General features: G+C 60.3%; 25 protein-coding genes. 22 read left to right on the forward strand and 3 right to left on the reverse strand.

Annotated elements, in window-relative coordinates; translation table 11 throughout:
- Positions 1–194 precede the first annotated feature (194 nt).
- From DK871_RS06935 to DK871_RS06955, 5 genes are all read left to right on the forward strand, one after another.
- A complete protein-coding gene (locus DK871_RS06935) occupies positions 195–1,016 on the forward strand; it encodes an SDR family oxidoreductase (RefSeq protein ID WP_161904481.1) in 822 nt (273 codons plus the stop codon).
- 32 nt (positions 1,017–1,048) lie between these two features.
- A complete protein-coding gene (locus DK871_RS06940) occupies positions 1,049–2,029 on the forward strand; it encodes a substrate-binding domain-containing protein (RefSeq protein WP_161904482.1) in 981 nt (326 codons plus the stop codon).
- Positions 2,026–3,525 (forward strand): L-arabinose ABC transporter ATP-binding protein AraG, encoded by a 1,500-nt coding sequence (gene araG / locus DK871_RS06945; RefSeq protein WP_161904483.1) that lies wholly within the window; start codon positions 2,026–2,028, stop codon positions 3,523–3,525. The genes DK871_RS06940 and araG overlap by 4 nt, the downstream gene beginning before the upstream one ends.
- 22 nt (positions 3,526–3,547) lie before the next feature.
- Positions 3,548–4,513, forward strand: a complete 966-nt coding sequence (gene araH / locus DK871_RS06950) for an L-arabinose ABC transporter permease AraH (RefSeq protein WP_014719542.1) — start codon at positions 3,548–3,550, stop codon at positions 4,511–4,513.
- 181 nt (positions 4,514–4,694) lie between these two features.
- Positions 4,695–5,498 carry an IclR family transcriptional regulator gene (locus DK871_RS06955; RefSeq protein WP_003193487.1) on the forward strand — a complete coding sequence of 268 codons (804 nt, stop codon included), beginning with the start codon at positions 4,695–4,697 and terminating at the stop codon, positions 5,496–5,498.
- On the opposite strand, the gene DK871_RS06960 is transcribed toward DK871_RS06955, so the two are convergent.
- A complete protein-coding gene (locus DK871_RS06960) occupies positions 5,499–6,551 on the reverse strand; it encodes an NAD(P)-dependent alcohol dehydrogenase (protein WP_161904484.1) in 1,053 nt (350 codons plus the stop codon).
- Positions 6,552–6,731: 180 nt separating this feature from the next.
- Here DK871_RS06960 and DK871_RS06965 point away from each other — a divergent pair, with 180 nt between their 5' ends.
- Positions 6,732–7,625, forward strand: coding sequence for an AraC family transcriptional regulator (locus DK871_RS06965; RefSeq protein ID WP_003193483.1), 894 nt, complete (start codon positions 6,732–6,734; stop codon positions 7,623–7,625).
- Between the two features lie 168 nt (positions 7,626–7,793).
- Here DK871_RS06965 and DK871_RS06970 read toward each other — a convergent pair whose 3' ends face one another.
- Positions 7,794–9,458 carry an electron transfer flavoprotein-ubiquinone oxidoreductase gene (locus DK871_RS06970; protein ID WP_161904485.1) on the reverse strand — a complete coding sequence of 555 codons (1,665 nt, stop codon included), beginning with the start codon at positions 9,456–9,458 and terminating at the stop codon, positions 7,794–7,796.
- Between the two features lie 516 nt (positions 9,459–9,974).
- On the opposite strand from DK871_RS06970, the gene DK871_RS06975 reads away from it, so the two are divergent.
- From DK871_RS06975 to DK871_RS07040, 14 genes are all read left to right on the forward strand, one after another.
- On the forward strand, positions 9,975–10,724 hold the full coding sequence (locus DK871_RS06975; protein WP_014719538.1) for an electron transfer flavoprotein subunit beta/FixA family protein: 750 nt from the start codon (positions 9,975–9,977) through the stop codon (positions 10,722–10,724).
- A gap of 2 nt (positions 10,725–10,726) precedes the next feature.
- Positions 10,727–11,656 carry an electron transfer flavoprotein subunit alpha/FixB family protein gene (locus tag DK871_RS06980; RefSeq protein WP_161904486.1) on the forward strand — a complete coding sequence of 310 codons (930 nt, stop codon included), beginning with the start codon at positions 10,727–10,729 and terminating at the stop codon, positions 11,654–11,656.
- Positions 11,657–11,728: 72 nt separating this feature from the next.
- Positions 11,729–12,544 carry an ABC transporter substrate-binding protein gene (locus tag DK871_RS06985; protein ID WP_161904487.1) on the forward strand — a complete coding sequence of 272 codons (816 nt, stop codon included), beginning with the start codon at positions 11,729–11,731 and terminating at the stop codon, positions 12,542–12,544.
- A 9-nt stretch (positions 12,545–12,553) separates the two neighbouring features.
- On the forward strand, positions 12,554–12,916 hold the full coding sequence (locus tag DK871_RS06990) for a DUF4398 domain-containing protein (RefSeq protein ID WP_161904488.1): 363 nt from the start codon (positions 12,554–12,556) through the stop codon (positions 12,914–12,916).
- Entirely contained in the window at positions 12,913–13,725 is an 813-nt protein-coding gene (locus DK871_RS06995) for an OmpA family protein (protein ID WP_161904489.1), read from the forward strand. Before DK871_RS06990 ends, DK871_RS06995 begins: the two co-directional genes overlap by 4 nt.
- Positions 13,726–13,990: 265 nt before the next feature.
- A complete protein-coding gene (locus DK871_RS07000; protein ID WP_003193472.1) occupies positions 13,991–15,430 on the forward strand; it encodes a PLP-dependent aminotransferase family protein in 1,440 nt (479 codons plus the stop codon).
- A gap of 93 nt (positions 15,431–15,523) precedes the next feature.
- Positions 15,524–16,015, forward strand: a complete 492-nt coding sequence (locus tag DK871_RS07005; RefSeq protein WP_161904490.1) for a translation initiation factor 2 — start codon at positions 15,524–15,526, stop codon at positions 16,013–16,015.
- 162 nt (positions 16,016–16,177) lie between these two features.
- Positions 16,178–16,432 carry a YkgJ family cysteine cluster protein gene (locus DK871_RS07010; RefSeq protein ID WP_161904491.1) on the forward strand — a complete coding sequence of 85 codons (255 nt, stop codon included), beginning with the start codon at positions 16,178–16,180 and terminating at the stop codon, positions 16,430–16,432.
- Between the two features lie 41 nt (positions 16,433–16,473).
- On the forward strand, positions 16,474–17,079 hold the full coding sequence (locus DK871_RS07015) for an START domain-containing protein (protein ID WP_161904492.1): 606 nt from the start codon (positions 16,474–16,476) through the stop codon (positions 17,077–17,079).
- A gap of 103 nt (positions 17,080–17,182) precedes the next feature.
- Positions 17,183–17,419 (forward strand): hypothetical protein, encoded by a 237-nt coding sequence (locus tag DK871_RS07020; protein WP_014719530.1) that lies wholly within the window; start codon positions 17,183–17,185, stop codon positions 17,417–17,419.
- Positions 17,420–17,632: 213 nt separating this feature from the next.
- The gene (locus DK871_RS07025) at positions 17,633–17,974 is read left to right on the forward strand and encodes a ribonuclease E inhibitor RraB (RefSeq protein ID WP_003193463.1); all 342 of its coding nucleotides are present in this window, start codon (positions 17,633–17,635) and stop codon (positions 17,972–17,974) included.
- Between the two features lie 445 nt (positions 17,975–18,419).
- Positions 18,420–19,829 (forward strand): circularly permuted type 2 ATP-grasp protein, encoded by a 1,410-nt coding sequence (locus tag DK871_RS07030; protein ID WP_161904493.1) that lies wholly within the window; start codon positions 18,420–18,422, stop codon positions 19,827–19,829.
- A 4-nt stretch (positions 19,830–19,833) separates the two neighbouring features.
- Positions 19,834–20,784 (forward strand): alpha-E domain-containing protein, encoded by a 951-nt coding sequence (locus DK871_RS07035; RefSeq protein WP_060765933.1) that lies wholly within the window; start codon positions 19,834–19,836, stop codon positions 20,782–20,784.
- Complete coding sequence (locus tag DK871_RS07040; protein WP_161904494.1) at positions 20,781–21,563, forward strand: transglutaminase family protein; 783 nt, start codon at positions 20,781–20,783, stop codon at positions 21,561–21,563. The genes DK871_RS07035 and DK871_RS07040 overlap by 4 nt, the downstream gene beginning before the upstream one ends.
- Positions 21,564–21,666: 103 nt before the next feature.
- On the opposite strand, the gene DK871_RS07045 is transcribed toward DK871_RS07040, so the two are convergent.
- A complete protein-coding gene (locus DK871_RS07045; protein WP_161904495.1) occupies positions 21,667–22,467 on the reverse strand; it encodes a cytochrome c in 801 nt (266 codons plus the stop codon).
- Between the two features lie 653 nt (positions 22,468–23,120).
- On the opposite strand from DK871_RS07045, the gene DK871_RS07050 reads away from it, so the two are divergent.
- Both DK871_RS07050 and DK871_RS07055 read left to right on the forward strand, forming a co-directional pair.
- Positions 23,121–24,326, forward strand: a complete 1,206-nt coding sequence (locus tag DK871_RS07050) for an acetyl-CoA C-acetyltransferase (protein ID WP_161904496.1) — start codon at positions 23,121–23,123, stop codon at positions 24,324–24,326.
- A gap of 16 nt (positions 24,327–24,342) precedes the next feature.
- On the forward strand, positions 24,343–26,487 hold the full coding sequence (locus tag DK871_RS07055; RefSeq protein WP_161904497.1) for a 3-hydroxyacyl-CoA dehydrogenase NAD-binding domain-containing protein: 2,145 nt from the start codon (positions 24,343–24,345) through the stop codon (positions 26,485–26,487).
- The last annotated feature ends 204 nt before the right edge of the window (positions 26,488–26,691 follow it).

The following is a 26,691-nucleotide window of genomic DNA, read 5'->3' on the forward strand; positions in this document are numbered from 1 at the left end:
CTTGCTCGCGAATGCGGTGTGTCAGTTAAAGCATGTGCTGACTGATACACCGCATTCGCGAGCAAGCCCGCTCCCACATTTTTTTAATGCTTGCTCATTATGTGGGACGATAATTTATATATTGAGATATTTCAGGCGATGGGTTTATAGTCGCCAGCATCAGCACTCACTACAAAAAATAAAAAGGTGAAGCGATGCAGGCGCAACCGTTGTCCCTACCCGCCGTGCCCGAGCCCACTTACGGCGAGCGGCTGAAGAACAAGGTGGTGATCATCACCGGCGCCGCCCAAGGCATTGGCGAAGCCATCGTTGCCTGTTTCCAGGCCCAGCAGGCGCGGTTGATCATTGCCGATATCCAGGGCGACAAAGTCGAGAACGTCGCCGCCCATTGGCGCGAACGCGGCGCGCAGGTTTACGCCCAACCGGTTGATATCACTTCCAAGGATCAATGGCAGGCGCTGGTCAACCTGACCATCGAGCGCTTTGGCCGCGTGGATGTGCTGGTCAACTGTGCCGGCGTCAATGTGTTCCGTGATCCGCTGCAAATGAGCGACGAGGACTGGCGCCGCTGTTTCGCCATCGACCTCGACGGCGCCTGGTACGGCTGCCGGTCGGTGTTGCCGCACATGATCGAGCAGGGCATCGGCAACATCATCAATATCGCGTCCACCCATTCCAGCCAAATCATTCCTGGCTGCTTCCCTTACCCTGTCGCCAAGCACGGCCTGCTCGGCCTCACCCGTGCCTTGGGCATCGAGTACGCGCCCAAGGGCATCCGCGTGAATGCCATCGCCCCCGGCTATATCGAAACCCAGCTCAACGTCGATTACTGGAACGGTTTCCCAGACCCCCACGCCGAACGCCAGCGCGCGTTCGACCTGCACCCGCCCAAACGCATTGGCCAGCCCATCGAAGTGGCCATGACGGCTCTGTTCCTGGCGACCGACGAGGCGCCCTTTATCAATGCCACTTGCCTGATGATCGATGGCGGGCGGTCTGTGATGTACCACGACTAAAGCGTTTTTCAATAACAAGAAGGAGGTGGTCCATGTTCAAGCAAACACTCGGTGCCGTGGCACTGGCGATGGCGTTCAGCGGCTGGGTATCGGCTGAAGAAGTGAAGATCGGTTTCCTGGTCAAGCAGGCCGAGGAACCCTGGTTTCAAACGGAGTGGGCATTCGCGGAAAAAGCCGGCAAGGAACATGGTTTCACCGTGATAAAAATCGCCGTGCCCGATGGCGAAAAGACCTTGTCCGCCATCGACAGCCTGGCCGCCAACGGCGCGAAAGGCTTTGTGATCTGCCCGCCAGACGTGTCCCTGGGCCCGGCCATCGTCGCCAAGGCCAAGGTCAACGATTTGAAAGTGATGGCCGTGGATGATCGCTTTGTCGATGCCAAGGGCAACTTCATGGAAGAGGTGCCGTACCTGGGCATGGCCGCGTTTGAAGTCGGCCAGAAGCAGGGCGCCGCCATGGCCGCCGAAGCGAAAAAACGCGGGTGGGACTGGAAGGACACCTATGCGGTGATCAATACCTTCAACGAACTCGACACTGGCAAGAAACGCACCGACGGCTCGATCAAATCCCTGGAGGAGGCCGGTATTCCCAAGGACCACATCCTCACCGCCGCGCTGAAAACTCTCGACGTGCCCGGCAGTATGGACGCCACCAACTCGGCTCTGGTCAAGCTGCCGAGCGGGGCGAAGAACCTGATCATCGGCGGCATGAACGACAACACCGTGCTCGGCGGCGTGCGCGCCACTGAGAGCGCCGGCTTCAAGGCCGCCAACGTGATCGGCATCGGCATCAATGGCACCGACGCCATCGGCGAATTGAAGAAAGCCGACAGCGGCTTCTTCGGCTCCATGCTGCCCAGCCCGCATATCGAAGGCTATAACACCGCGCTGGCGATGTACGAATGGGTCACCACTGGCAAGGAACCGGCCAAATACACCGCCATGGACGAGGTGACCTTGATCACCCGCACCAATTTCCAGGAAGAACTGACCAAGATCGGCCTGTGGAAATGAGCGGCGCGGCCCTGCGTTTCAATGGCATCGGCAAGGAATTTCCCGGTGTGAAAGCCCTGGCGCAGATCAGCTTTGAAGCGCGGCCGCACTCGGTGCATGCACTGATGGGCGAGAACGGCGCCGGCAAGTCGACCCTGCTGAAAATCCTCGGCGGCGCCTATATTCCGTCCAGCGGCACCGTGCAAATCGGCGCGCAAACCATGGCCTTCAAATGCGCCGCCGACAGCATCGCCAGCGGTGTGGCGGTGATTCACCAAGAGCTGCACCTGGTGCCAGAAATGAGCGTGGCCGAGAACCTGTTTCTCGGGCATTTGCCCACGCGCTTTGGCGTGGTCAACCGGGGCCTGCTGCGCAAGCAGGCCCTGGCCTGCCTCAAGGGCCTGGCCGATGAAATCGATCCCGACGAGAAGCTTGGGCGCCTGTCCCTGGGCCAGCGCCAACTGGTGGAAATCGCCAAGGCGCTGTCTCGCGGCGCCAACGTGATTGCCTTTGATGAGCCCACCAGCAGTTTATCGGCGCGGGAAATCGAGCGCTTGATGGCGATCATCGCGCGCCTGCGCGACGAGGGCAAAGTGGTGCTCTATGTGTCCCATCGCATGGAAGAAGTATTCCGTATTTGCGATGCGGTGACGGTGTTCAAGGATGGCCGCTACGTGCGCACGTTCGAGGACATGAGCGCGCTGACCCACGACCAGTTGGTGACTTGCATGGTCGGTCGCGATATTCAGGACATCTATGATTACCGCCCGCGTGAGCAGGGCGAAGTGGCGCTCAAGGTGGACGGCTTGCTCGGCCCGGGCCTGCGTGAACCGATCAGTTTTCAGGTGCGCAAGGGCGAGATCCTGGGCCTGTTCGGGCTGGTGGGCGCGGGGCGTACCGAGCTGTTTCGCCTGCTCAGCGGGTTAGAGCGCGCCAGCGCCGGCAGCCTGGAACTGTGCGGGCAAGCGCTGCAACTGCGCTCACCCCGCGACGCCATCGCCGCCGGGGTATTGCTGTGTCCGGAGGACCGCAAGAAAGAGGGCATCATCCCGCTGGGCAGCGTCGCTGAAAACATCAACATCAGCGCCCGTGGCGCCCATTCCACCTTTGGCTGGCTGTTGCGCGAAGGTTGGGAGAAAGGTAACGCCGACCGCCAGATCCAGGCGATGCGGGTCAAAACGCCGAACGCGGCGCAGAAGATCATGTACCTGTCCGGCGGCAACCAACAGAAAGCCATCCTTGGCCGCTGGTTGTCGATGCCGATGAAGGTGTTACTGCTCGACGAACCCACTCGCGGTATCGACATCGGCGCTAAGTCGGAGATCTACCAGATCATCCATAACCTGGCGGCCAGTGGCATTGCGGTAATTGTGGTGTCCAGCGACCTGATGGAGGTGATGGGCATCTGCGACCGCATCCTGGTGATGAGTGAAGGCGCCTTGACCGGTGAGTTACCCCGCGCCCAAGCGGATGAAGCGCGCCTGCTGCAACTGGCGCTGCCACAGTCGCGGGCTTGAACAAGAATAAGAGGGTTTGGCTATGTCTGAGGTAAAAACAGCAAAGGGCTTCTGGCCAGGTTTCAATCAGCGCAAATTTCTCGATGATTGGGTGATGCTGTTGGCGGCGCTGGGCATTTTTGTGCTCAGCGCGGTGTTCATCGATAACTTCCTGTCTCCGTTGAACATGCGCGGCCTCGGTCTGGCGATTTCCACCGTGGGCATCGCCGCCTGCACCATGCTGTTCTGCCTGGCGTCGGGGCACTTCGACTTGTCGGTGGGTTCGGTGATCGCCTGTGCCGGGGTGGTGGCGGGCATCGTGATGCGCGACACCGACAGCGTGGCACTCGGCGTGTCGGCAGCCTTGGCCATGGGCCTGGTGGTAGGGCTGATCAACGGCATTGTGATTGCCAAGCTGCGCATCAACGCGTTGATTGCCACCCTGGCGACCATGCAGATCGTGCGCGGACTGGCCTACATCTTCTCCAACGGCAAGGCGGTGGGGGTGATGAATGAAGGGTTCTTCGTGTTCGGCAACGGCCAGCTGCTGGGCGTGCCGGTGCCGATCATCATCACCGTGCTGTGCTTTGTGTTCTTTGGCTGGTTGCTCAATTACACCACCTACGGGCGCAACACCATGGCCATTGGCGGCAACCAGGAAGCCGCGTTACTCGCGGGGGTGAATGTCGATCGCACCAAGATCATCATCTTTGCCGTGCACGGTTTGATCGGCGCATTGGCCGGGGTGATCCTCGCGTCACGCATGACCTCGGGCCAGCCGATGATTGGCCAGGGCTTCGAGCTGACGGTGATTTCGGCGTGTGTGCTGGGCGGGGTGTCGTTGAGCGGCGGTATCGGCATGATCCGCCATGTGATTGCCGGGGTGTTGATTCTGGCGATCATCGAGAATGCGATGAACCTGAAGAACATCGATACCTTTTACCAATATGTGATTCGCGGCTCGATCCTGCTGTTGGCGGTGATAATCGACCGCATGAAACAACGCTGACGTTCGCCCTGTGAAGATCAAACTGTGGGAGCTGGCTTGCCTGCGATAGCGGTGTGTCAGCCAGCCTATCTTTAACTGACCCAACGCTATCGCAGGCAAGCCAGCTCCCACATTGGATCTCCTGTGTTCAGGAGGGCGGTATTTGCCATAATGCCCCCGCTTTCATACTTATAGGCCCGATATGCAGGAAAACGCCCACACCCCCGTCAAAGACGCCGCCCCCACCGGTACCCAGACCCTGTTGCGCGGCCTGGGCGTGGTGCAAGCGGTGGCGGCCGGTGCGCGGGATCTCAAGGAGATCGCCCGACGCATCGGCACCACGCGCAGCACGACGCACCGCCTGGCCAGTTGCCTGGTGGACGAGCGTTACCTGCGTGTGGTGCCCCAGGTCGGTTATCTGCTGGGGCCCAAGCTGATCGAGCTGGGGTTCCAGGCCCGTGAAGAGTTGCCCTTGGTGAACCTGGCAGTGCCGTACCTAGACGAGTTGTCGGCGCTGACCGGCGACACCATTCACCTGGCGATTCGTGAATACGACGAGGTGCTTTACCTGCACAAGAACCCCGGCCGCAATGGCCCGGAAATGCGCTCGCGGGTCGGCCATCGTATGCCGCTGGCGCGCACCGGTATCGGCAAGGCGTTGATGCTCGATGACTCGCCGCAGGAGTGGCAGCGCTTGTACGAGGCGAGCTTGCCGACGGCGGGCAAAAGCCTGCAATGGCCGCAGCACCCGGAGCAATCCTGGGCGCAGTTCGAACAGCGCATGCATGAGTATGTGGAGGGGGGTTATGCGTTTGACCTTGAAGACAACGAGCCTTCGATCCGCTGCGTGGCGGCACCGGTGCGCGATGCCAGCGGGCGCATTGTCGCCGGCATCAGCATTGCCAGTACGGTGCCCTACATGCCGCTGGAGAAAATGGCCGAGCTGATCCCTGTGATCAAACAGGTCGCAGCCCGGCTGTCAGCGGAGTTGGGCGCCAAAGCCTGATCAGGCTTTCAGGCTCGCCATGTCGATGACAAAGCGGTACTTCACGTCGCCAGCGATCATGCGCGCATAAGCCTCGTTGATCTGGCGAATGTCGAGCATCTCGATGTCGCAGGTAATGCCATGCTCGGCGCAGAAATCCAGGACTTCCTGGGTTTCTGCAATACCGCCGATCAGTGAACCGGCCAACACTTTACGGCCCAGCACCAGCTTGGCGGCGTTGACGGGCGGGTCCACCGGCTCGATGAGGCCGACCAGGATGTGTACGCCGTCAAAGCGCAGCACATCGAGGTAGGGGTTCAGGTCGTGCTGCACCGGGATGGTGTCCAGCAGGAAGTCGAAGTGCCCGGCAGCAGCTTTCATCTGCTCGGCATCGGTGGACACGATCACATGGTCGGCGCCCTGGCGACGGCCTTCCTCGGCCTTGCTGGCCGAGCGCGTGAACAACGTGACTTCAGCGCCCATGGCTTTGGCGAACTTGATGCCCATGTGGCCCAGGCCACCCATGCCGAGGATCCCGACTTTATCGCCGGCCTTTACGCCGTAGTGCTTGAGGGGCGAGTAGGTGGTGATGCCTGCGCACAGGATCGGCGCAGCGCTGGCCAGGTCGAGCTTGGCCGGGATCTTCACCACGAAATGCTCACTGACCACGATGCTGTCGGAGTAGCCGCCCATGGTGTTGCTGCCATCCACGCGGTCCGGCGTGGCGTAGGTCATGGTCGGGCCTTCGAGGCAATACTGCTCAAGGTCTGATTGGCAGGCTTGGCAGTGACGGCACGAGTCCACCATGCAGCCTACGCCCACCAGGTCGCCGACTTTATGGGCAGTCACATTGGCGCCGACCGCTGTGACTTTGCCGACAATCTCGTGGCCCGGCATCAGCGGGTACACGGCGATGCCCCATTCGTTGCGCGCCTGGTGGATGTCGGAGTGGCACACGCCGCAGTAGAGAATCTCGATGGCCACGTCATCGACGCGCGGGCTACGGCGTTCAAATGTCATTGGGGCGAGGGGCGTGGTGGCCGACTGGGCGGCGTAACCGATGGCGGTGTACATAGTAAACCTCACAAAAGCTTGGACTGCAGAGGCGGCAAAGTCTGCGCGCAGGCCTTTGGCGCGAACATGGCAATTGCTCCGAGTCTCATGCCTATTCGTCCGGCAGTGCCTGAGGTTTGGATATATTGGCCGCCAGACCTGCGATGATGCTGTCATCCCTCATTCGCGAAGTTTTTTGCCATGCTGTTGACCCGCCATTTGGACGCCAATGCCACGCTGGTTGCCTTGATCGAAGGGCTCACGCCCCGCGACGGTTTTTCCCCGACTCACCTGCCCGGCGTGCAGGTGCTGCGCGCCAGTTGCGATGTGGCGCGTGGGCCGCAGATCTATGAGCCAAGCCTGATGTTCGTGGCCCAGGGCAGCAAAGTCGCCTACCTTGGCCCGCGCACACTGGAGTATGGCGCCGGGCATTACCTGATCCAGGCGATGCCGGTGCCGTTCGAATGCGAGACCTTTGCCATGGCCCCCGAGGCGCCGCTGTATGGCGTCACGGTAGGCATCGATCGCGTGGTGTTGGGCGAGTTGGTGATTGCCATGGGCATGCAGGCGGGGCCGCCGCCGACCGCGCAGACCTTGGAGTCGATGAGTTCGGTGGTGCTGGACGATGCGATGCGCGGCTGCGTCGAGCGGCTGTTGCAGTGCCTGCACGATCCGCTGGAAAGCCGGATCATGGGCCCGGCGCGGGTGCGTGAATTGTTGTTCACCGCCTTGCGTGGGCCCCAGGCGGATGTGTTGCGTGCGCTGGTGGAACAACAGGGGCAGTTTTCCCGGATCGCCACCTCATTGAATCACCTGCATGCCCATTACGCCGAGCCGCTGAATATCGAGACGTTGGCCGGATTTGCGCACATGAGTGCCTCGACCTTTCATGAGCATTTCAAACGCTGCACCTTGTTATCGCCGGTGCAGTACCTCAAGCGCTTGCGGTTATTGAAGGCCCAGCAGTTGCTGCTGGTGGAAGGCATGAGTGTGGCGCAGGCGGCGCATAAGGTGGGGTATCAGAGTACGTCGCAGTTCAGTCGGGAGTACAAACGCTACTTCCTGCGCAACCCAGGCGAAGAGCGGGCCGCCTGACACCCCACGGTCTGTGTGGGAGCTGGCTTGCCTGCGATAACGGTGGGTCAGCCATACATTTGGCACCTGAAGACCGCCATCGCAGGCAAGCCAGCTCCCACATGTTGATCGATGTCGCCCACAAAAAAGGCCCCCATCTCGGGAGCCTTTTTTGGTCAAACGAACGACTTACATATTCGGGTAAGTCGGCCCGCCCGCACCTTCCGGCGTGACCCAGGTGATGTTCTGCGAAGGGTCCTTGATGTCACAGGTCTTGCAGTGCACGCAGTTCTGGGCGTTGATCTGGAAGCGCTTCTCGCCGTCTTCCTTGGTCACCACTTCATACACGCCAGCCGGGCAGTAGCGCTGCGCCGGTTCATCGTAGAGCGGCAGGTTGGTGCCGATCGGGATGCTTGGGTCCTTGAGCTTCAAGTGGCACGGCTGCTCTTCTTCGTGGTTAGTACCAGAGATGAACACCGAGCTCAGCTTGTCGAAGCTCAACTTGCCGTCGGGTTTGGGGTAGTCGATCTTCTGGCTGTCTTTGGCCAGCTTCAGGCAGGCGTAGTCCGGCTTGGTATCGTGCAGGGTGAACGGGATCTTGCCGCCGAAAATGTTCTGGTCGAGCCAGTTGAAACCGCCGCCGATGATTGCGCCGAACTTGTGCACGGCCGGGCCGAAATTACGGCTGGCGAACAATTCTTCGTACAGCCAGCTGGCTTTGAAGCTGTCGACATACGTGGTCAGTTCATCACCGCCCTCGGATTCGGCGAACAGGCGGTCGGCCACGGCGTCGGCGGCGAGCATGCCGGACTTCATCGCGGTGTGGCTGCCTTTGATCTTCGCGAAGTTGAGGGTGCCCAGGTCGCAACCGATCAGCGCACCGCCCTTGAAAACCATCTTCGGCAGCGAATTCAGGCCGCCTTTGCAGATCGCACGGGCGCCGTAGCTGATGCGCTTGCCGCCTTCCAGGTACTGGGCCAGCACCGGGTGATGCTTGAGGCGCTGGAATTCATCGAACGGCGACAGGAAGGTGTTGCTGTAGGACAGGTCGACGATCAGGCCGACTACCACCTGGTTGTTTTCCAAGTGATAAAGGAAGGAGCCACCGGTGTTCTCGTTACCCATGATGTCCAGCGGCCAACCGGCGGTGTGCACCACCAGGCCCGGCTGGTGCTTGGCCGGATCGATTTCCCAGATTTCCTTCAGGCCGATGCCGTAGTGCTGGGCGTCGGCGTCGCTGTCCAGGTTGAAGCGCTGGATCAGTTGCTTGCCGATGTGGCCACGGCAACCTTCGGCGAACAGCGTGTACTTGCCACGCAGTTCCATGCCCGGGGTGTACAGGCCGTCTTTTGGCTTGCCTTCACGGTCAACGCCAAGGTCGCCGGTGATGATGCCGCGCACCACGCCGTTCTCGTCGAACAGCGCTTCCTGGGCGGCGAAGCCTGGGTAGATCTCCACGCCCAGGTTCTCGGCCTGCTGGGCCAGCCAGCGGCACAGGTTGCCCAGGGAAATGATGTAGTTGCCTTCGTTGTGCATGGTCTTGGGCACAAAGAAGTCGGGCACCTTGGTGCAGGCTTCCGGGCTGCGCAGCACATAGATGTCATCGCGCGCCACCGGGGTGTTGAGCGGGGCGCCGAGTGCTTTCCAGTCCGGGAACAGTTCATTCAGGGCACGTGGTTCAAACACGGCACCGGAGAGGATGTGGGCGCCGACTTCGGAGCCTTTCTCGACCACGCAGACGCTGATTTCCTTACCGGCTTCGGCGGCCTTCTGCTTCAGTCGGCAGGCGGCAGACAGGCCCGCCGGGCCAGCGCCGACGATGACCACGTCGAATTCCATGTATTCGCGTTCCACAGGCTATCTCCTACTCAAGGCTCAACAGGCTTTTTTTTCTAATGGGTGGAGGTTCGGTGTGGTTCTGCGCGAAGGCAGCACCCACCTGTCTCTCTAGGTGGCGCATTATATATAGACCACTGACAGCGTCCAATACAAACGTTTGTTTGAATTGCCTGCAGCCTAGATAAATCAAAGCAACGGGGCTTATGACTGACCATTTTGCCGTATTGACCAGAATAGGCGTTCCGGTCAAGATACGGTCGGTTTTGCGCTTCCCGTAGGCAGACTGCAGGTTTCAAGAGCACGTCCAAAGACAGGCCGAAGGCAATAAAGGTGATGCGCACCCAAACGTTGGGGCGCAGTTTACACGCCGCGATAAAGAATGACCTCTCAGTCACCACTGACGAACGGTCGTCATTTCCCGTGTGCAAGGCCACTGCCTAGGTTTTTGGAGGTGCCCTTGTGTGCCGATGAGCATCAACCGCCAGGTTCGCCTAGGCGACTTTCTTTTCACCGGAGAGTAACGAGGAATCCATGAAGGTTCTTGTAGCTGTCAAACGCGTTGTCGATTACAACGTGAAAGTTCGCGTCAAGGCGGACAATTCCGGCGTCGACCTTGCTAACGTCAAGATGTCGATGAACCCTTTCTGCGAAATCGCTGTGGAAGAAGCCGTGCGCCTGAAAGAGAAAGGCGTGGCGACGGAGATCGTCGTGGTGTCCATCGGCCCGACCACTGCCCAAGAGCAGTTGCGTACCGCTCTGGCCCTGGGCGCCGACCGCGCCATTCTGGTGGAGTCCGCTGAAGAGCTGACCTCCCTGGCCGTTGCCAAGCTGCTCAAGGCCGTTGTCGACAAGGAACAGCCACAACTGGTGATCCTTGGCAAACAAGCCATCGACAGCGACAACAACCAGACTGGCCAGATGCTGGCTGCACTGACCGGTTACGGCCAGGGCACCTTCGCTTCGAAAGTCGAAGTGAGCGGCGACAGCGTTGCGGTCACCCGTGAAATCGACGGCGGCGCGCAGACGGTTTCCCTGAAACTGCCAGCCATCGTCACCACCGACCTGCGTTTGAACGAGCCGCGCTATGCGTCCCTGCCAAACATCATGAAAGCCAAGAAGAAGCCTCTGGAGACGCTGACTCCGGACGCTTTGGGCGTTTCTACCGCCTCTACCAACAAGACCGTCAAAGTCGAAGCGCCGGCAGCACGCAGCGCGGGCATCAAGGTCAAGTCGGTGGCTGAACTGGTCGAGAAACTGAAAAACGAAGCGAAGGTGATCTGATCATGACTATCCTCGTAATCGCCGAACACGATAACAAGGTGCTGGCCCCGGCCACCCTGAACACCGTGGCCGCAGCCGCTAAGATCGGTGGCGACATCCACGTCCTGATAGCAGGGCAGGGCGCTGGCGCCGTGGTTGAAGCCGCTGCGAAAATCGCGGGCGTGAGCAAAGTCCTGAACGCTGACAATGCCGCTTACGCGCATCAGCTGCCAGAAAACGTTGCACCACTGGTAGCAGAGTTGGGCAAGAGCTACAGCCACATCCTGGCTGCCGCCACCTCCAACGGCAAAAACATCCTGCCACGCGTTGCCGCGCAGCTGGACGTTGACCAGATCTCCGAGATCATCTCGGTAGAAAGCGCCGACACCTTCACGCGCCCGATCTACGCCGGCAACGCCATCGCCACCGTACAGTCCAACGCTTCGGTCAAGGTCATCACCGTGCGCGCCACCGGTTTCGACCCGGTTGCCGCCGAGGGTGGCTCGGCTGCCGTTGAAGCCGTCTCCGCTGCCCACGACGCTGGCACTTCCAGCTTTGTCGGCGAAGAGCTGGCCAAGTCGGACCGTCCTGAACTGACCGCTGCCAAGATCGTCGTTTCCGGCGGGCGTGGCATGCAGAACGGTGACAACTTCAAGCACCTGTACGCCCTGGCCGACAAGCTGGGCGCTGCGGTCGGCGCTTCCCGCGCAGCCGTTGACGCAGGTTTCGTACCCAACGACATGCAGGTCGGCCAGACCGGCAAGATCGTTGCGCCACAGCTGTACATCGCCGTCGGTATCTCCGGCGCGATCCAGCACCTGGCTGGTATGAAAGACTCCAAAGTGATCGTTGCGATCAACAAGGACGAAGAAGCGCCGATCTTCCAGATTGCCGATTATGGCCTGGTGGCTGACCTGTTCGAAGCTGTTCCCGAGTTGGAGAAGCTGGTCTAATCCAGCCGCTTCACTTATAAAGAGCCCGGTCTTATGACCGGGTTTTTTTTTACTGATCGGGAGAGTCTTGCCATGGAACTGCGCCCCTGGGCCTTACTGCTGGGCCTTACGCTGCTGCCGAGCCTGACGATCGCCGCCGGCAAGTGCGAGCGCCTGGTGATCACCGGCAGCCCGGACGCACCGCCGTTACTCTGGCGCGACCCCCAAGACCCCACGCACCTGATCGGCGCCACCGCTGATGTGCTGCAACAAGTGGGCAAGGACCTTGGGCTGAAAATCGACCTGCTCTACGGCGGCAAACGCTCCTTGGCCCTTGATGAAGCACGTAGCGGGCGCATGGACATCCTCGCCGACGCACCGCTGAACCTGGGCGAGCTGGACCACTTCGACTACATTCATCCAGCGCTGATGCAGACCGACTATCTGGTGTGGACGCGTAAGGGTTCCGCCCTGGTCTATTCCACCGACGCCGATTTGCACGGCCACAAAGGCGCGGTATCGGAGCGTGCGCGCTTGAGCGCCGAATTCGAGACCTTCGCTGGTCAGCAGCTCAACCTGCAACGCCTGCCCAACTTGACGCCGGCCTTCCAGAAACTGTTGTTGGGTGAGGTGGACTACGTGCTGGCCGGACGCTATTCCGGCATGGCCATGGCCCAGACGCTGGGCATGAGTAATGACCTGGTGGCTCATGAGGTGCCTGTCGATCAGCCTGGCCTCTACCTGGCGATTTCCCACAACTCGGCCTGCAATGATCCGTGGCTGCGCGGACAGCTGACGAAAAAGATGACAGAATTGCTCGCCTCCGGTGCCGCTCAAGCCGCGCTGCAGCGCAATCTGGAGCGTTGGAAAGCGCAACTGCAACAACCTGTCGGCACCCCAACAAAGTAGGGATTTACAGTGATTTTTCGAGCTCTTTTCGCGGCCCTCGCCGTTGTCGCGCTGGCAGGATGTGCAACCGATCCTGCGCCGATCGAACAAATGCGCCTGACCCAGCAAGCCTTGGAACAAGCCACCGCGGTCGGGGCCAACACCGATGAATCCCCCGAACTGAAACTGGCCGAAGAAAAATTCGCCCGGGCCAAGGGCAACATGGCCGACCAATCCTACAAGCGAGCGCGTATGCGCGCCGAGCAGGCGGAGCTGGACGCGCGCCTGGCCGAAGCCAAAGTACTGACCGGCAAGAGCCAGGAACAATTGAACGTGCTCACTACCCGCATCACTCGCCTGCGTAAGCAACTGCAGTTGGGAGACGCACAATGAGCCCGATGATCCGTAGTTTGAGCTGTGTACTGCTGTTGGGCAGCGCGGCGTTGGGCGGTTGTGCCAGCCAACCCACCAGCGAGCAGGCGTTGCAGCAGGCCGGCGATGACTTTCAGAAGGTCAAGGAAGACGCCAACGTGCTGCGCTTCGCGCCCAAGGACGTGATCCGCGCCGGCGAGTCCCTGGCACGCGCCGATCGCCTGTCCAGCTACTGGGGCAGCGGCGCCGATGTGGTGCATTACGCCTACCTGAGCCAGCGTTACAGCGCCATCGCCCGAGAGCACACCCAGCAGGGCCTGAATGCCGAACGCGGTACCCAACTGGAACTCGAACGTCAGCGCCTGCAACTGGCCTTGCGCGAAAACAAGCTGGCCAGCGTGCAGCAGCAGGGCAAGTGGGTTGAAGCGCAGATCGCCAGCCTCACCACCCAGACCGACCGTGGCTTGGTGATGACCCTGGGGGACGTACTGTTCGACACCGGCGAAGCTGAACTGCAGAACTCGGCCAACCGCACAGTGCTCAAGATCGTGCAATTCCTGCAACTGAACCCCAAGCGTCGGGTGCGTATCGAGGGCTATACCGACAACACCGGTGGCGAGCAGGAAAACCTGAAACTGTCCCGCGACCGTGCTCAATCGGTGGCCGATCTGTTGATGGACCTGGGTATCGATGACAAGCGCATCGAAGTCGAAGGTTATGGCGATCAATACCCGGTGGAAGCCAATGCCTCCGAGCGTGGTCGTGCGCAGAACCGTCGGGTGGAAATTGTATTCTCTGACGAGAAGGGCCAATTGGGCGCAGCACGCTAACATCTGACGCAGATCCAAATTGTGGGAGCGGGCTTGCCCGCGAATGCGGTGGCTCAGTACCGAATGTACTGATTGACACACCGCTTTCGCGGGCAAGCCCGCTCCCACATTTCGTTTCGGCGATGCCCACCCCAGCTCCCCCCGCAGTTTTTACTGTCACTCCCGCCCGCGCTCGACTATTGTGGCAACTGTCCCCGTACACTTCTAAACTGTGCCGGTATGTTTCACACAAAAATAAAATACCCGTGAAATCGAGTGCTGCGTCATGACCAATCTGTTGCTTTACCAACGTATTGCCCAGCAACTGGCTGAGGACATCCGGCGCGGTGTCTATCAACCGGGGGAGCGCGTGCCGTCGGTACGCAAGATGAGTTCCCAGCTCAATGTGAGCCATGCCACGGTGCTGCAGGCCTACGCCAACCTGGAAGACCAGGGGCTGATCCGGGCGCGGCCGCAGTCGGGCTATTACGTGCATCAGACGCCAGCACTCACGGCGCCTACACCCGATATCGCACGGGTCGAGCGCCCAGGGTTGGTCACCCGTAGCAGCATCATCCAGCAGGTGCTGGTCGAGTCGCGCCGTGAAGGGGTGTTTCCCTTGGGCGCGGCGGTGCCGAGTGTCGACTACTTGCCGGTGCGGGCCCTGCATCAGCAGTTGGCCAAGGTCACGCGTTTCCAGAGCCCACGGGCGTTCAGCTACATGTTCAGCCCTGGCTTTGAACCTCTGCGCCGCCAGGTGGCGATCCGCATGCGCGATGCCGGGGTGGTCGTGGACCCTTCCGAAGTGGTGATCACCCATGGCTGTGTCGATGCATTGCAGATGTCGCTGCGCGTGCTGACGCGCCCTGGCGACCTGATCGCGGCTGAATCACCCACCTATTACGGCTTGCTGCAATTGGCTGACCTGCTGGGCCTCAAGGTGATCGAGATCCCCAGCGACCCCGCCACGGGCATGAGCCTGGAGGCCTTACAACTGGCCGCCAACCAATGGTCGATCAAGGCGCTGGTGCTGACCACGCGCCTGAGTAATCCGCTGGGCGGCACCATGCCAGAGGAGCGGCAGAAACAGTTGCTGCGCCTGGCGTCGGACTTCGATATCCAGATCGTCGAAGATGATATTTACGGCGAGTTGATGTTCGAACTCGGCCGCACCAAAGCCCTCAAGGCCTACGACCGCCTCGACCGGGTGATCTATTGCTCAAGCTTTTCCAAGACCTTGTCGCCGGGCGTGCGCATTGGCTGGATGATTGCCGGCAAATACCAGCAGGAAATCCAGCGCCTGCAGATGTTCAGCACGCATTCTGCTTGCAGCGTCACGCAAATGGGCGTCGCGGCCTATCTGGAAAACGGTGGCTACGACCGGCATCTGCGCTACATCCGCCAGGAATACCGCAAGAACCTCAGCGCCTTCCAATTGGCGGTGCAGCAGTATTTTCCCGAAGGTACCCAGATGACCCGTCCGACCGGCGGCTTTATCTTGTGGGTCAGTTTGCCGGGGCGGGTCAATACCCAGGAACTGCATGTGCGTGCCCTGCAACAAGGCATCAGCATTGCGCCAGGGCTGATCTTCAGTAATACCGAACAGTTCAACCACTGTATTCGTCTCAATTGCGGCACGCCGTGGAACCGCGAGGCAGAGCGGGCGCTGATGACCCTGGGAATGCTTGCGAGCCAGTTATGCCAGGAGGCCGCAGCGGGTTTTTGAGGCGTGTAAAGAGGACAAGGTTGATCTGTGCCCTTGTCATGCCGCGCGCAACAAGCGAGCATATGGCCTTCTGCCGTTAATGCTGTTGGCGATATGACTTCTATTTTTCGCGTTACATGGATGATTGGCCTGCTGGGCCTGTGCAATGTGGGCAGCGTGCTGGCTGCAGCGCCGGTGGGTGATGGCAAGCCTGCCGTCAGTGCCGAGCAAAAGACCTCAGCCAAGCAGCCAACCCCTGCGAAAAAAGCCCCCACGGCACAAAAGAAGGCCGCCTCGACCAAAAAGCGTGCACCCGTGGCGAGCAAGTCCAAGTCGGCCCGTGAAGTCGCCCAGACCAAACTGCCACCGGCACAGTTGGACCTGTCCCTGCCTTCGGACATGGTCAGGCACTTACAACCCATCGGCACCATGCCCAAGCCCAAGAGCGTGCCCTTGTTGCCGCCGATGTTTGGCGAAAAGCCCACCGACAACAGCGCGTTCCAGATCAACGGCCGCTTGCTCAGCAATGAGATGAAGCTGCAACTGCGTAACGAAGAGCGCCGTGATGTTGAAGGCGCTGCGCTGGATTTCGAATTCAAGCAATAAACTTTCTTAGCCCAGGTGACCCAGGTCGCCGACCATCTGTCGCAGACTGGTCGGTCACTTTTGTTTTGTGCGAAAAACCCCTGTTGGGCCATTTTAAAACGGCTGTTTAAGAGCGTACTCTAGTCCGGCCATCCCTATTGAGTCGTCGAGGACCTGCTGGTCATGAAATGCCGTGAAGGCTGTGGCGCATGCTGCATTGCCCCCTCCATCAGTTCACCGCTACCCGGAATGCCCCAGGGCAAACCCGCTGGCGTTCGCTGTGTGCACCTGTCGGTGGAACAACTGTGCCAGTTGTTTGGTCAACCGGAGCGGCCCGCCGTGTGCAGTGATTTCAAGGCGGATATCGACGTCTGTGGCAACGACCAGGCCGATGCCATCCGGCTGATCGGCTGGTGGGAGCAGATGACGGCGGCTTGATGGGCTTTACTATCGGAACTTCAACAATAAGGAATACAACGATGGGTTCGCTGAAACGAGTGGCTGTGCTGTGCGGTTTTACGCTGTTGTTTGCGGCCACTGCCCAGGCTGAAGATTGGCAAGTCGCCAAGGATGAAGACGGTATCAAGGTGTCCCTGAGCGAGATTGCCGGTTCCAAGTACAAGGCGTATCGCGGTGTGACGGTGATCAAGGCGCCTTTGGCCAAGGTCCAGGCGCTGCAGGAAGATGTGGCCGGTGCTTGCGCCTGGATCCATGAGTGCAAGTCTCAGAAACTCGTCGACAAGAAAGGCGACGAGGCTTGGACCTACACCCAGTTCAAGGCGCCGTTCCCCGTGACGGACCGCGACTCGTACATCCATGTCACCACCAGCAAAGCCGCAGACGGTACCGTCACGCGCAAATTGGAAGGTGTGCCGACCTACAAGCCTGAAGAAAAAGGCTACGTGCGGGTCGCACAGGTGGAGGGTTTCTGGAAACTGGTGCCAAAGGGCGATAACCAGACCGAAGTTACCTACCAGGTACACACCGAGCCAGGCGGCAGCGTACCTTCGTGGCTGGCCAACAAGTTCGTGGTGGACGCCCCGTTCAACACCTTGAAAGCCTTGAAAGAACACGCTGAAAAATAAGTGCAGTTGATCCGGTGCCTCCGGGCTTGAGCGGAACGTTTTGCGCGCCGCCAAGGTCCAGATACTTGTAAGCCCACCTATGGGTTTTATCGAGGAGGCACCGATGCAAACGTGGCAAATTACCTTCGTTGATGATCACGGTGAAAAGTCCGTGCAGCAGTTCACCTGCGAACAAAAGCCCAGCCTCGAAGACGCTGCGCATATGATTCGTGCGAAGCTGGTGCCGATTGCTGCCGAACTCGATCTCAATGACCTGGAAGGCCGTAAACCCGAGCCGACGGTCAAGATTCTCAAAGATCAGAACAGTATCCAGATTCTCGATATTTCTCCCTCCGTCTAAACATTTTTCACACGCCACACGAGCACCTCTGGTGGAGGTGATAGCTTCGCGCTACTCTGCAATCGAGATCAGCGAATGAATCGCTAAGGTCTGGTCTTGTCAGCTACATGCTTGTTTTCCTGCGGTGTTGTTATGCCGTGGTGCCCGCGCCAGCAGGGCGCGGGGCTTCAGGAAGCACGGAAAGTCTATCCATCGGTTTGAGGAGGACGTTTCATGAGCACAGCCTATCAAGAAGACATCAGCACCAACGTACTGCGCCGCATGAAAGAAGGCGGCTTTGATTTCTCGCGTTTTCACCCCATCGAGTTCTACGCCATTTTCCCGGATGAGGAACGAGCGCGCAGGGCTGCGGGTCGATTTCGTGGGGAGTCCCTCAATGCCCAGGTCAGCGCGCGCGACGATGGCGCCTGGTACTTGGAACTGAGCAAAATCATGTTCGCAACCTACGACGGCATAGGAGATTTCGAGCAGGACTTTGAGGCAGTGGTCGAGCCCCTGGGTGGGATTATCGAAGGCTGGGGCGTCAAGCAGGAGGTGCGTGGGTTACCCATGTAGTTGGTATTTATGAGCAGCACAGCGTATCGGCTGACCTTTGGGTCGGCCGATTTTGTTTGGGCCGCCGGTGCAAAGTGAACCGCCGTTTTACGCGCAAAAAAAAGCCACCCGGATGGGGTGGCGGAAAGGGAAGACTGAGGAGTCATCAGTACACGAATTAACACGTTACTGAATGTGCAAAGGGTTTGGCTGTAGGACGTGTCCTGTTCAACCGATGTGGGCGATTATCCGTATGTGCAGGCGGGCAGTGAAATCAACTCTGACTATGCTGTTGATAGCCAAAGACCGCATTGCAATGAAGCGCACGGTCTGCCCCAGGCAATTGCGCGCACCAGGACGGTGCGGTGCTTTCGCTTGGATTCTTCAACTGATTGATTATTAAGTGTTTATGCCGCTGGCACGGGCCTTGCGAAGGTTCTTGCGTCCGGGTGACAAGGAGTACGGCATGATCCGCACTTATTACGATGAAATGTACGATGGGGCAGGGCAGGTTCGCCCCCATTACCGCGAGTTCGCCCGTTGGCTGGCCGACACCCCTGCCGAACTGCTGGCCCAGCGCCGGCGTGAAGCCGATTTGCTGTTCCACCGCGCCGGCATCACCTTCACCCTCTACGGGGACGAACAAGGCACCGAGCGCCTGATCCCCTTCGACACTATCCCCCGCAGCATTCCAACGAGTGAATGGCGGATTGTCGAGCGCGGTTGCATCCAGCGGGTCAAGGCGCTGAACCTGTTTCTCGCCGACCTGTACCACGACCAACGCATCATCAAGGCCGGCATCATTCCCGCCGAGCAGGTACTGGCCAACGAGCAATATCAATTGGCAATGCAGGGCCTGGACTTGCACCGCGATATCTATTCGCATATCTCCGGGGTCGACCTCGTGCGCGATGGCGACGGCACGTACTACGTGCTTGAAGACAACCTGCGCACGCCCAGCGGTGTCAGCTACATGCTCGAAGACCGCAAGATGATGATGCGTCTGTTCCCCGAACTGTTCGCGGCCCAGCGCATCGCACCCATCGACCATTACCCCAACCTGCTGCTCGAGACCCTCAAAAGCGCCAGCCCCCTGGATAACCCCAGTGTGGTGGTATTGACGCCCGGGCGTTTCAACAGCGCGTTCTTCGAACATGCCTTCCTGGCCCGAGAGATGGGCGTGGAGTTGGTCGAAGGCGCAGATTTGTTCGTGCGCGATGACCGTGTATTCATGCGCACCACCGACGGGCCCAAGGCTGTCGATGTGATCTACCGTCGCCTCGATGATGCATTTCTCGACCCCTTGGCATTTAACCCCGACTCCATGCTCGGTGTGCCCGGCCTGCTCGCCGCCTACCGCTGCGGCAATGTGGTGCTGGCCAACGCCATTGGCACCGGGGTTGCGGACGACAAATCTGTGTATCCGTTCGTCACCGAGATGATTCGCTTCTACCTCGACGAAGAGCCGATCCTGCAGAACGTTCCGACCTTCCAATGCCGCAAGCCTGACGAGTTGTCCCACGTACTGGCCAACCTGCCCGATCTGGTGGTCAAGGAAACTCAAGGCTCAGGCGGCTATGGCATGTTGGTTGGCCCGGCGTCTACAACCGCAGAAATCGAAGCGTTCCGGGCGCGTATCAAGGCCAAGCCACACGCCTATATCGCGCAGCCGACCCTGTGCTTGTCCACCTGCCCGACCTTTGTCGAAAACGGTATCGCCCCACGCCATATCGACCTGCGACCCTTCGTGTTGTCCGGCAAGGACACCCGCGTGGTGCCGGGTGGCCTAACCCGCGTGGCGCTGCGCGAAGGCTCGCTGGTGGTCAACTCGTCCCAGGGCGGCGGAACCAAAGACACCTGGGTGGTCGAGGACTGATGCCATGTTGAGTAGAACTGCCTCGGATTTGTACTGGATGTCGCGCTACCTGGAACGCGCCGAAAACCTCGCGCGCATGCTCGATGTCAGCTATTCGCTGTCGCTGATGCCCCAGGACGGGCGCGGCGATGGCCTGCACGAATTGGCCATGCCGCTGTTGATCACCGGCACCCTGGAGGATTACCACGCGCGCCATGGCCCATTGCACGCAGAACGCTTGCTGCACTTTTTTGCCCTGGACGCGGCCAACCCGGCGAGCATCTATAGCTGCCTGGGCGCGGCGCGGGCCAGCGCCCATGCGGTACGTGGGCGAATCACCGCCGACATGTGGGAAAACATCAACGCCACCTGGCTGGACATTCGCGATATCGCCCAGCAGGGGCTGAGCCACTACGGCATGAGCCGGTTTTGTGAGTGGGTCAAGGAGCGTTCCCACCTGTTCCGCGGGGCCACTTACGGCACCATCATGCGCAACGATGCCTTCCGCTTTATTCGCCTTGGCACCTTCATTGAGCGCGCCGATAACACCCTGCGCCTGCTGGATGCCCGCTACGAAATGGCCGGCGAACAGGCTGAGGCGGTCAGCGATGGCACGGCCCACGCGTATTACCAATGGAGTGCGTTGCTGCGCGCCCTGTCGTCATTCGAGGCGTACACCGAGATTTATCGCGATGCACCGGGGGCTCGGCAAGTGGCCGAGCTGCTGCTGTTACGCGCGGATGTGCCGCGTTCGCTGCGCGCTTGCAGCGAAGAGATCGACCAGATCCTCGCCAGCCTGCCCGGCATCAACGGCCGCCCGGCTCAGCGCCTGGCCGCCGAGATGGATGCGCGCCTGCGCTTTACCGCCATCGACGAAATCCTCGAGGAAGGCCTGCATGCCTGGCTGACCGACTTTATCCCCTTGGTCCGCCAGTTGGGCGACGCCATCTACAGTTCCTACCTGGAGGCGGCATGAGACTCTCCATCAGCCACGACACCACCTACCACTACGAAGACCAGGTGCGCGCCAGCATCCAGTACCTGCGCCTGACACCCCATGACAGCGAGCGCCAGCACGTGCTGAGCTGGCAACTCGACCTGCCACGCCCGGTGCGGGCCCAGGTTGACCCCTTCGGTAATATCTTGCATGTGCTCACCCTGGACGAGCCCCATGACGCCATCATCATTGGCGCCCGGGGCGTGGTGGAGATCGATGAATTGCGCGAGGCCGAACACGAAAGCCAGTCGGCCTTCCCGTTCCTGCGCTCCACGCGCCTCACCGAGCCCGACCACGCCCTGCGCGGCTTTGCCGAGCAACACTGCCATCAGCGTCGCGACCGCACCGCGCTTATCGACTTGATGCAGGCGCTTAACCACACCATGGTCTACACCCCTGGCGCGACCGACGTCGATACATGCGCCGCCCAGGCCTTTGCAGGTGCCGCTGGGGTGTGCCAGGACCACACCCATGCGTTCCTGGCCTGCGCACGCAGCCTGGGGATCCCCGCGCGGTATGTGTCGGGGTATCTGTACACCGAAGACAGCACGCACCTGGCCAGCCATGCCTGGGCCGAAGCCTGGCTGGATGACGCCTGGTACAGCTTTGACGTGACCAACCAACTGGCGCGGCCGGAGCGGCACTTGAAGCTGGCCGTGGGCCTGGACTACCTCGACGCCTGCCCGGTACGCGGCATGCGCCGTGGCGGTGGGCATGAGCAGATGCATGCCAAGGTATTCGTGGCGCCTCAACAATGACCGATAACTGTAGGAGCGAGCTTGCCCGCGAAAAACGTTAACGATTACGCGGGGAGCCTGATACTCAACGGTGCTCTCAGGTTTTTCGCGAGCAAGCTCGCTCCTACATCTTGCGGCCTGCCATGTGCCGCAGATAGCCCACCAGCAAATCCAACTCATTGTCTGGCAATACACTGGCTGTAAACGCCGGCATCTTCGCCTGTGGCCAATGCCTCAGGCTTTGCGGGTCGCGGATGTAACGCTTGAGGAAATCGCCGCTGAAATACTCGGTGGGGTTGTAGGGCACATTCAGGTCCGGACCCATCTGGGCATCACCGCCGCCATTGAGGCGATGGCACGCCAGGCAGTTTTTCTGGAACAACGCAAAGCCCTGGTTGACGGGGTCGTTCGCCGCCAGCTTCGGGTCGGGCAATAACGCCGGGAAACGCTCGCCAACCGTCTGCAACTGCTTGAACCTGGAGACCTGGAACGGCCACTGTTCGGGGCTGATGTGCCCGGCTTCAGGGTGGGTCCAGACCAGATAGAACGGCCCGGCGCTGGGCTTGCCCTGTGCCAGCGGTGGCCATGGATGGGCCGGGTCTTCCACGGCCAGCCAGGCGCGGGCGCCGTTTTTTTCCAGTAACGGCGCGGCGGCAAGTTCGGCGGCAAAACCATCAAGGGCAACGGCTTGCAGGTGGTTCGCAGGCTTAAGGCCCGGTAAGAGCACCGCGAGGGGCACCGCGCGATAGGTCATAGTGCGCTTGTAGGACACATCATCGACGATCTGCACCGTCTGAGCGTCGGGGTGCTTGAGCAATTCGGCCGTCTGCCAGGTCTTTTGGCCGTGGTCCAACTCGATGGTCAAGGGGGCCGCCGCCGCAGGCAGGCTCAACAGCAGGGCAAAAAGGGCGAGGATCGGTTTCAAGGCACAGGCCCGTTGCGAGAGAGTGAGGGCGCACACGATAACGGAAAACGGCAGGTAAAAAGACAGCCCCTGCAACAGGCGCGCTAAGCGCAATGTCCTGGCAGGTGCTGCCAAAAGCGGCTGGCCTGGTGCGGTGCGTTCACCACAGGTGGGAGCGCAATCGTCACCCAATAACCTTGGGTAAATTGGGCAAGATCAGAATCAGGGTGGTGGCGAACAGAATAAGTCCCGCCTGACGTACTTTCGATTGTTTGAACATGGCCGACTGCCTTTTCTATTGTTGTTATTCCTGAGCGTCAAATGCGTGCCGTTGTATTCAGTATCGCGAGGTGACGTTGCACTTTTCTTACAACTGCTCCAGCAAAACCCGGCAGCAGCGTCTTACAGATTCAACCTTAGAGCGCCCGTTCTTTCTGGCTTAGACCCATTTCATATCAGCTAATAAGCATTTGCGCTAAAAACGGCATGAGGCTTATTGCCATCTTGGCGCCAACCCTAGGGCTAGACCGCTAAAACGATTAATCAGGGTTTTCCCATAGGGACCTACCGTTCGTCCGAGCGAGGGGGTCAAAAGCAATGAGCGCATCCGTCATTGAAACCGTGTCAATCGGGCCTAAGGTAGGGGCACACACCCACAGCGGTTCGAGGATGTCATGACCCAAGCTTTGATCTTTGATGCGATACGCACGCCCCGGGGTAAAGGCAAGGCCGACGGTGCCCTGCACAGTGTCAAGCCGGTAAACCTGGTGGCCGGCTTGCTCACGGCGTTGGCGCAACGCAGCGACCTCGACACCCGCCAAGTGGATGACATCGTCCTGGGCTGCGTCACCCCCGTGGGCGACCAGGGCGCCGATATCGCCAAGACCGCCGCGCTGGTGGCCGACTGGGATGTCAGTGTTGCCGGTGTGCAGGTCAATCGCTTCTGCGCATCGGGCCTGGAAGCGGTGAACCTTGGGGCGATGAAGGTGCGTTCCGGCTTCGAAGACCTGGTGGTGGTCGGCGGCGTCGAGTCCATGTCGCGCGTGCCCATGGGCAGCGATGGCGGCGCCTGGGTGCTCGACCCGCAAACCAATATGCACAGCCACTTCACGCCCCAAGGCATTGGCGCCGACCTGATCGCCACCCTGGAAGGCTTCACGCGCCAGGATGTCGACACCTTTGCCCTACAGTCCCAGCAGAAAGCCGCCAGGGCGCGGGCAGACGGGTCCTTCAACAAGTCGCTGATCGCGGTGCACGACCAGAACGGCATCGTGCTGCTGGACCATGACGAATTTATCCGTGGCGACTCAACCCTTGAGGGCTTGGGCAAGCTCAAGCCCAGCTTCGAAATGATGGGCCAGATGGGCTTCGACGCCACCGCATTGCGGGTCTACAGCCACGTGGAGCGCATCCACCATGTGCACACGCCGGGCAACAGCTCCGGGATCGTGGATGGTGCCGCGCTGATGCTGATCGGCTCCGAAGCCAAAGGCCGCGAATTGGGCCTGCAACCGCGGGCGCGCATTGTTGCCACGGCGGTGACCAGCACCGACCCGACCATCATGCTCACCGGCCCCGCGCCGGCCACTCGCAAGGCGCTGGCCAAGGCCGGCCTGCGGGTTGAAGACATCGACCTGTTCGAAGTCAACGAAGCCTTTGCTTCGGTGGTGCTCAAGTTCATCAAGGACATGGGCATCGACCCCACACGGGTCAATGTCAACGGCGGCTCCATCGCCATGGGCCACCCCTTGGGCGCCACCGGCTGCGCGATCCTCGGCACCTTGCTCGACGAGCTGGAAGTACGCCAGCAACGCTACGGCCTGGCCACCTTGTGTGTCGGCGGTGGCATGGGAATCGCCACCCTTATCGAACGCCTCTGAGCCTAAGGAATTTGTCATGACCGATGCCATTCGTTACGAAAAAGGCCAGGACCAGATCGTGGTACTGACCCTCGACATGCCCGGCCAGAGCGCCAATACCATGAACGCCGCCTACCGCGAAGCCATGGCGGCCACCCTCACGCGCCTGGAAGCGGAAAAGGACGAGATCGCCGGGGTGGTGATCACCTCGGCCAAGAAAACCTTTTTTGCCGGTGGCGACCTCAATGAGCTGATCAAGGTCGACAAAGCCCAGGCCAAGGCGTTCTACGACAGTGTGTTGGTGTTGAAAGCGCAGTTGCGCCGCCTGGAAACCCTCGGCAAACCGGTGGTGGCCGCGATCAATGGCGCGGCCCTGGGCGGTGGGTGGGAGATTTGCCTGGCCTGCCACCACCGGGTTGCGCTGGACGACAAGTCAGTGCAACTGGGTTTGCCGGAAGTGACCCTTGGCCTGTTGCCAGGGGGCGGTGGCGTGGTGCGTATGGTGCGCATGCTCGGGCTGGAAAAATCTTTGCCGTATTTGCTCGAAGGTAAAAAGGTGCGGCCTGCCCAGGCCCTGCAAGCGGGCTTGGTTGATGAGTTGGCGGCGGATCGCGAGGCATTGCTGGCACAGGCCCGTACCTGGATTCTGGCTAATCCCGACGTTAGACAACCCTGGGACAACAAGGGCTACGCGATTCCCGGCGGCACGCCGTCCCACCCTAAAGTCGCGCAGATGCTCGCCATTGCGCCGTCGATTTTGCGCAGCAAGACCCAGGGCTGCTTCCCCGCGCCGGAGAAAATTCTCTGTGCCGCCGTCGAGGGCGCCCAAGTGGACTTCGACACCGCGCACCTGATCGAAACCCGCTACTTCACCGAACTGGTGACCGGGCAAGTGGCAAAAAACATGATCGGCACCTTCTGGTTCCAGCTCAACCAAATCAATGCCGGCAGCTCGCGACCCCAGGGCTTTGCGCCCTACGTCACGCGTAAGGTCGGTGTGCTCGGCGCCGGGATGATGGGCGCGGGCATCGCCTATGTCAGTGCCTGTGCGGGTATCGAGGTGGTGCTCAAAGACATCACCCTGGCCGCCGCCGAAAAAGGCAAAGCCCATTCGGCTGCATTGCTGGACAAGAAAGTCAGCCGTGGGCAACAGACCGCCGAACAGCGCGAAACCACCCTGGCGCGCATTTATCCTACTCAGGATGACGCCGACCTGGCCGGCTGCGACCTGATCATCGAGGCCGTATTCGAAGACCGCGCACTCAAGGCCAAGGTCTCGGCCGCGGCGCAAAGCGTGGTGGGGGCCATTGCTGTGATCGCCTCCAACACCTCCACCTTGCCCATCAGCGGCCTGGCCACGGCGGTGCCCGATCAAGCCAAGTTCATCGGCCTGCACTTCTTCAGCCCCGTGGACAAGATGCCCCTGGTGGAAATCATCAAGGGCGCGCGCACCAGCGACGAAACCCTGGCCCGAGGGTTTGACTTCGTACTGCAAATCAAGAAAACCCCGATTGTGGTCAACGACAGTCGCGGCTTTTTCACCTCGCGGGTATTCGGCACCTTTACCAACGAAGGCATCGCCATGCTCGGCGAAGGCGTGGCTGCGCCGATGATCGAGACCGAAGCGCGCAAGGCCGGGATGCCAGTGGGGCCGTTGGCGGTGTCCGACGAAGTGTCCCTCAGCCTGATGAGCCATATCCGGCAGCAAACGGCCAAGGACCTGCAGGCCGAAGGCAAGGCCATGCCGAACCATCCGGCGACGGCGGTGATCGATCTGTTGGTGAACGAATACAAACGCACGGGCAAGGCGGCCGGCGCTGGTTTTTACGATTATCCCGCTGGCGGCCAGAAGCACCTGTGGCCTGAGCTCAAAACCCGCTTTGAACAGCCCGGCAAGCAAATCTCACCTCAGGACGTACGCGACCGCTTGCTGTTTATCCAAGCCATCGAAACCGTACGCTGCGTGGAGGAGGGCGTGTTGATGTCCACGGCGGACGCCAACGTTGGTTCCATCTTCGGCATCGGCTTTGCCGCGTGGAGTGGCGGCGCGTTGCAGTTTATCAACCAGTACGGGCTGAACGACTTCATCGCCCGCGCCCGCTACCTGGCCGAGGAGTACGGGGAGCGCTTCTCGCCGCCGGCGTTATTACTGGAAAAAGCCGCAAAAGGCACACTGTTTTAGACGCTTCACTGTAGGAGCGAGCTTGCTCGCGAAGAACGCACAGGCAACGCTTTTATCCAGGATACCTGCGTTATCGTTGACGTTTTTCGCGAGCAAGCTCGCTCCTACAGTGTGTGTGGGTGCCCATTGAGGGCTTGCTTTGAAGGGGTATTTCAGGGCAGGCTCTGGGTGTGCAATATTCCCATCGCCGTGTCAGGTATTTTT

Source organism: Pseudomonas sp. L13 (assembly GCF_009935965.1).
Lineage (GTDB): Bacteria > Pseudomonadota > Gammaproteobacteria > Pseudomonadales > Pseudomonadaceae > Aquipseudomonas > Aquipseudomonas lactis.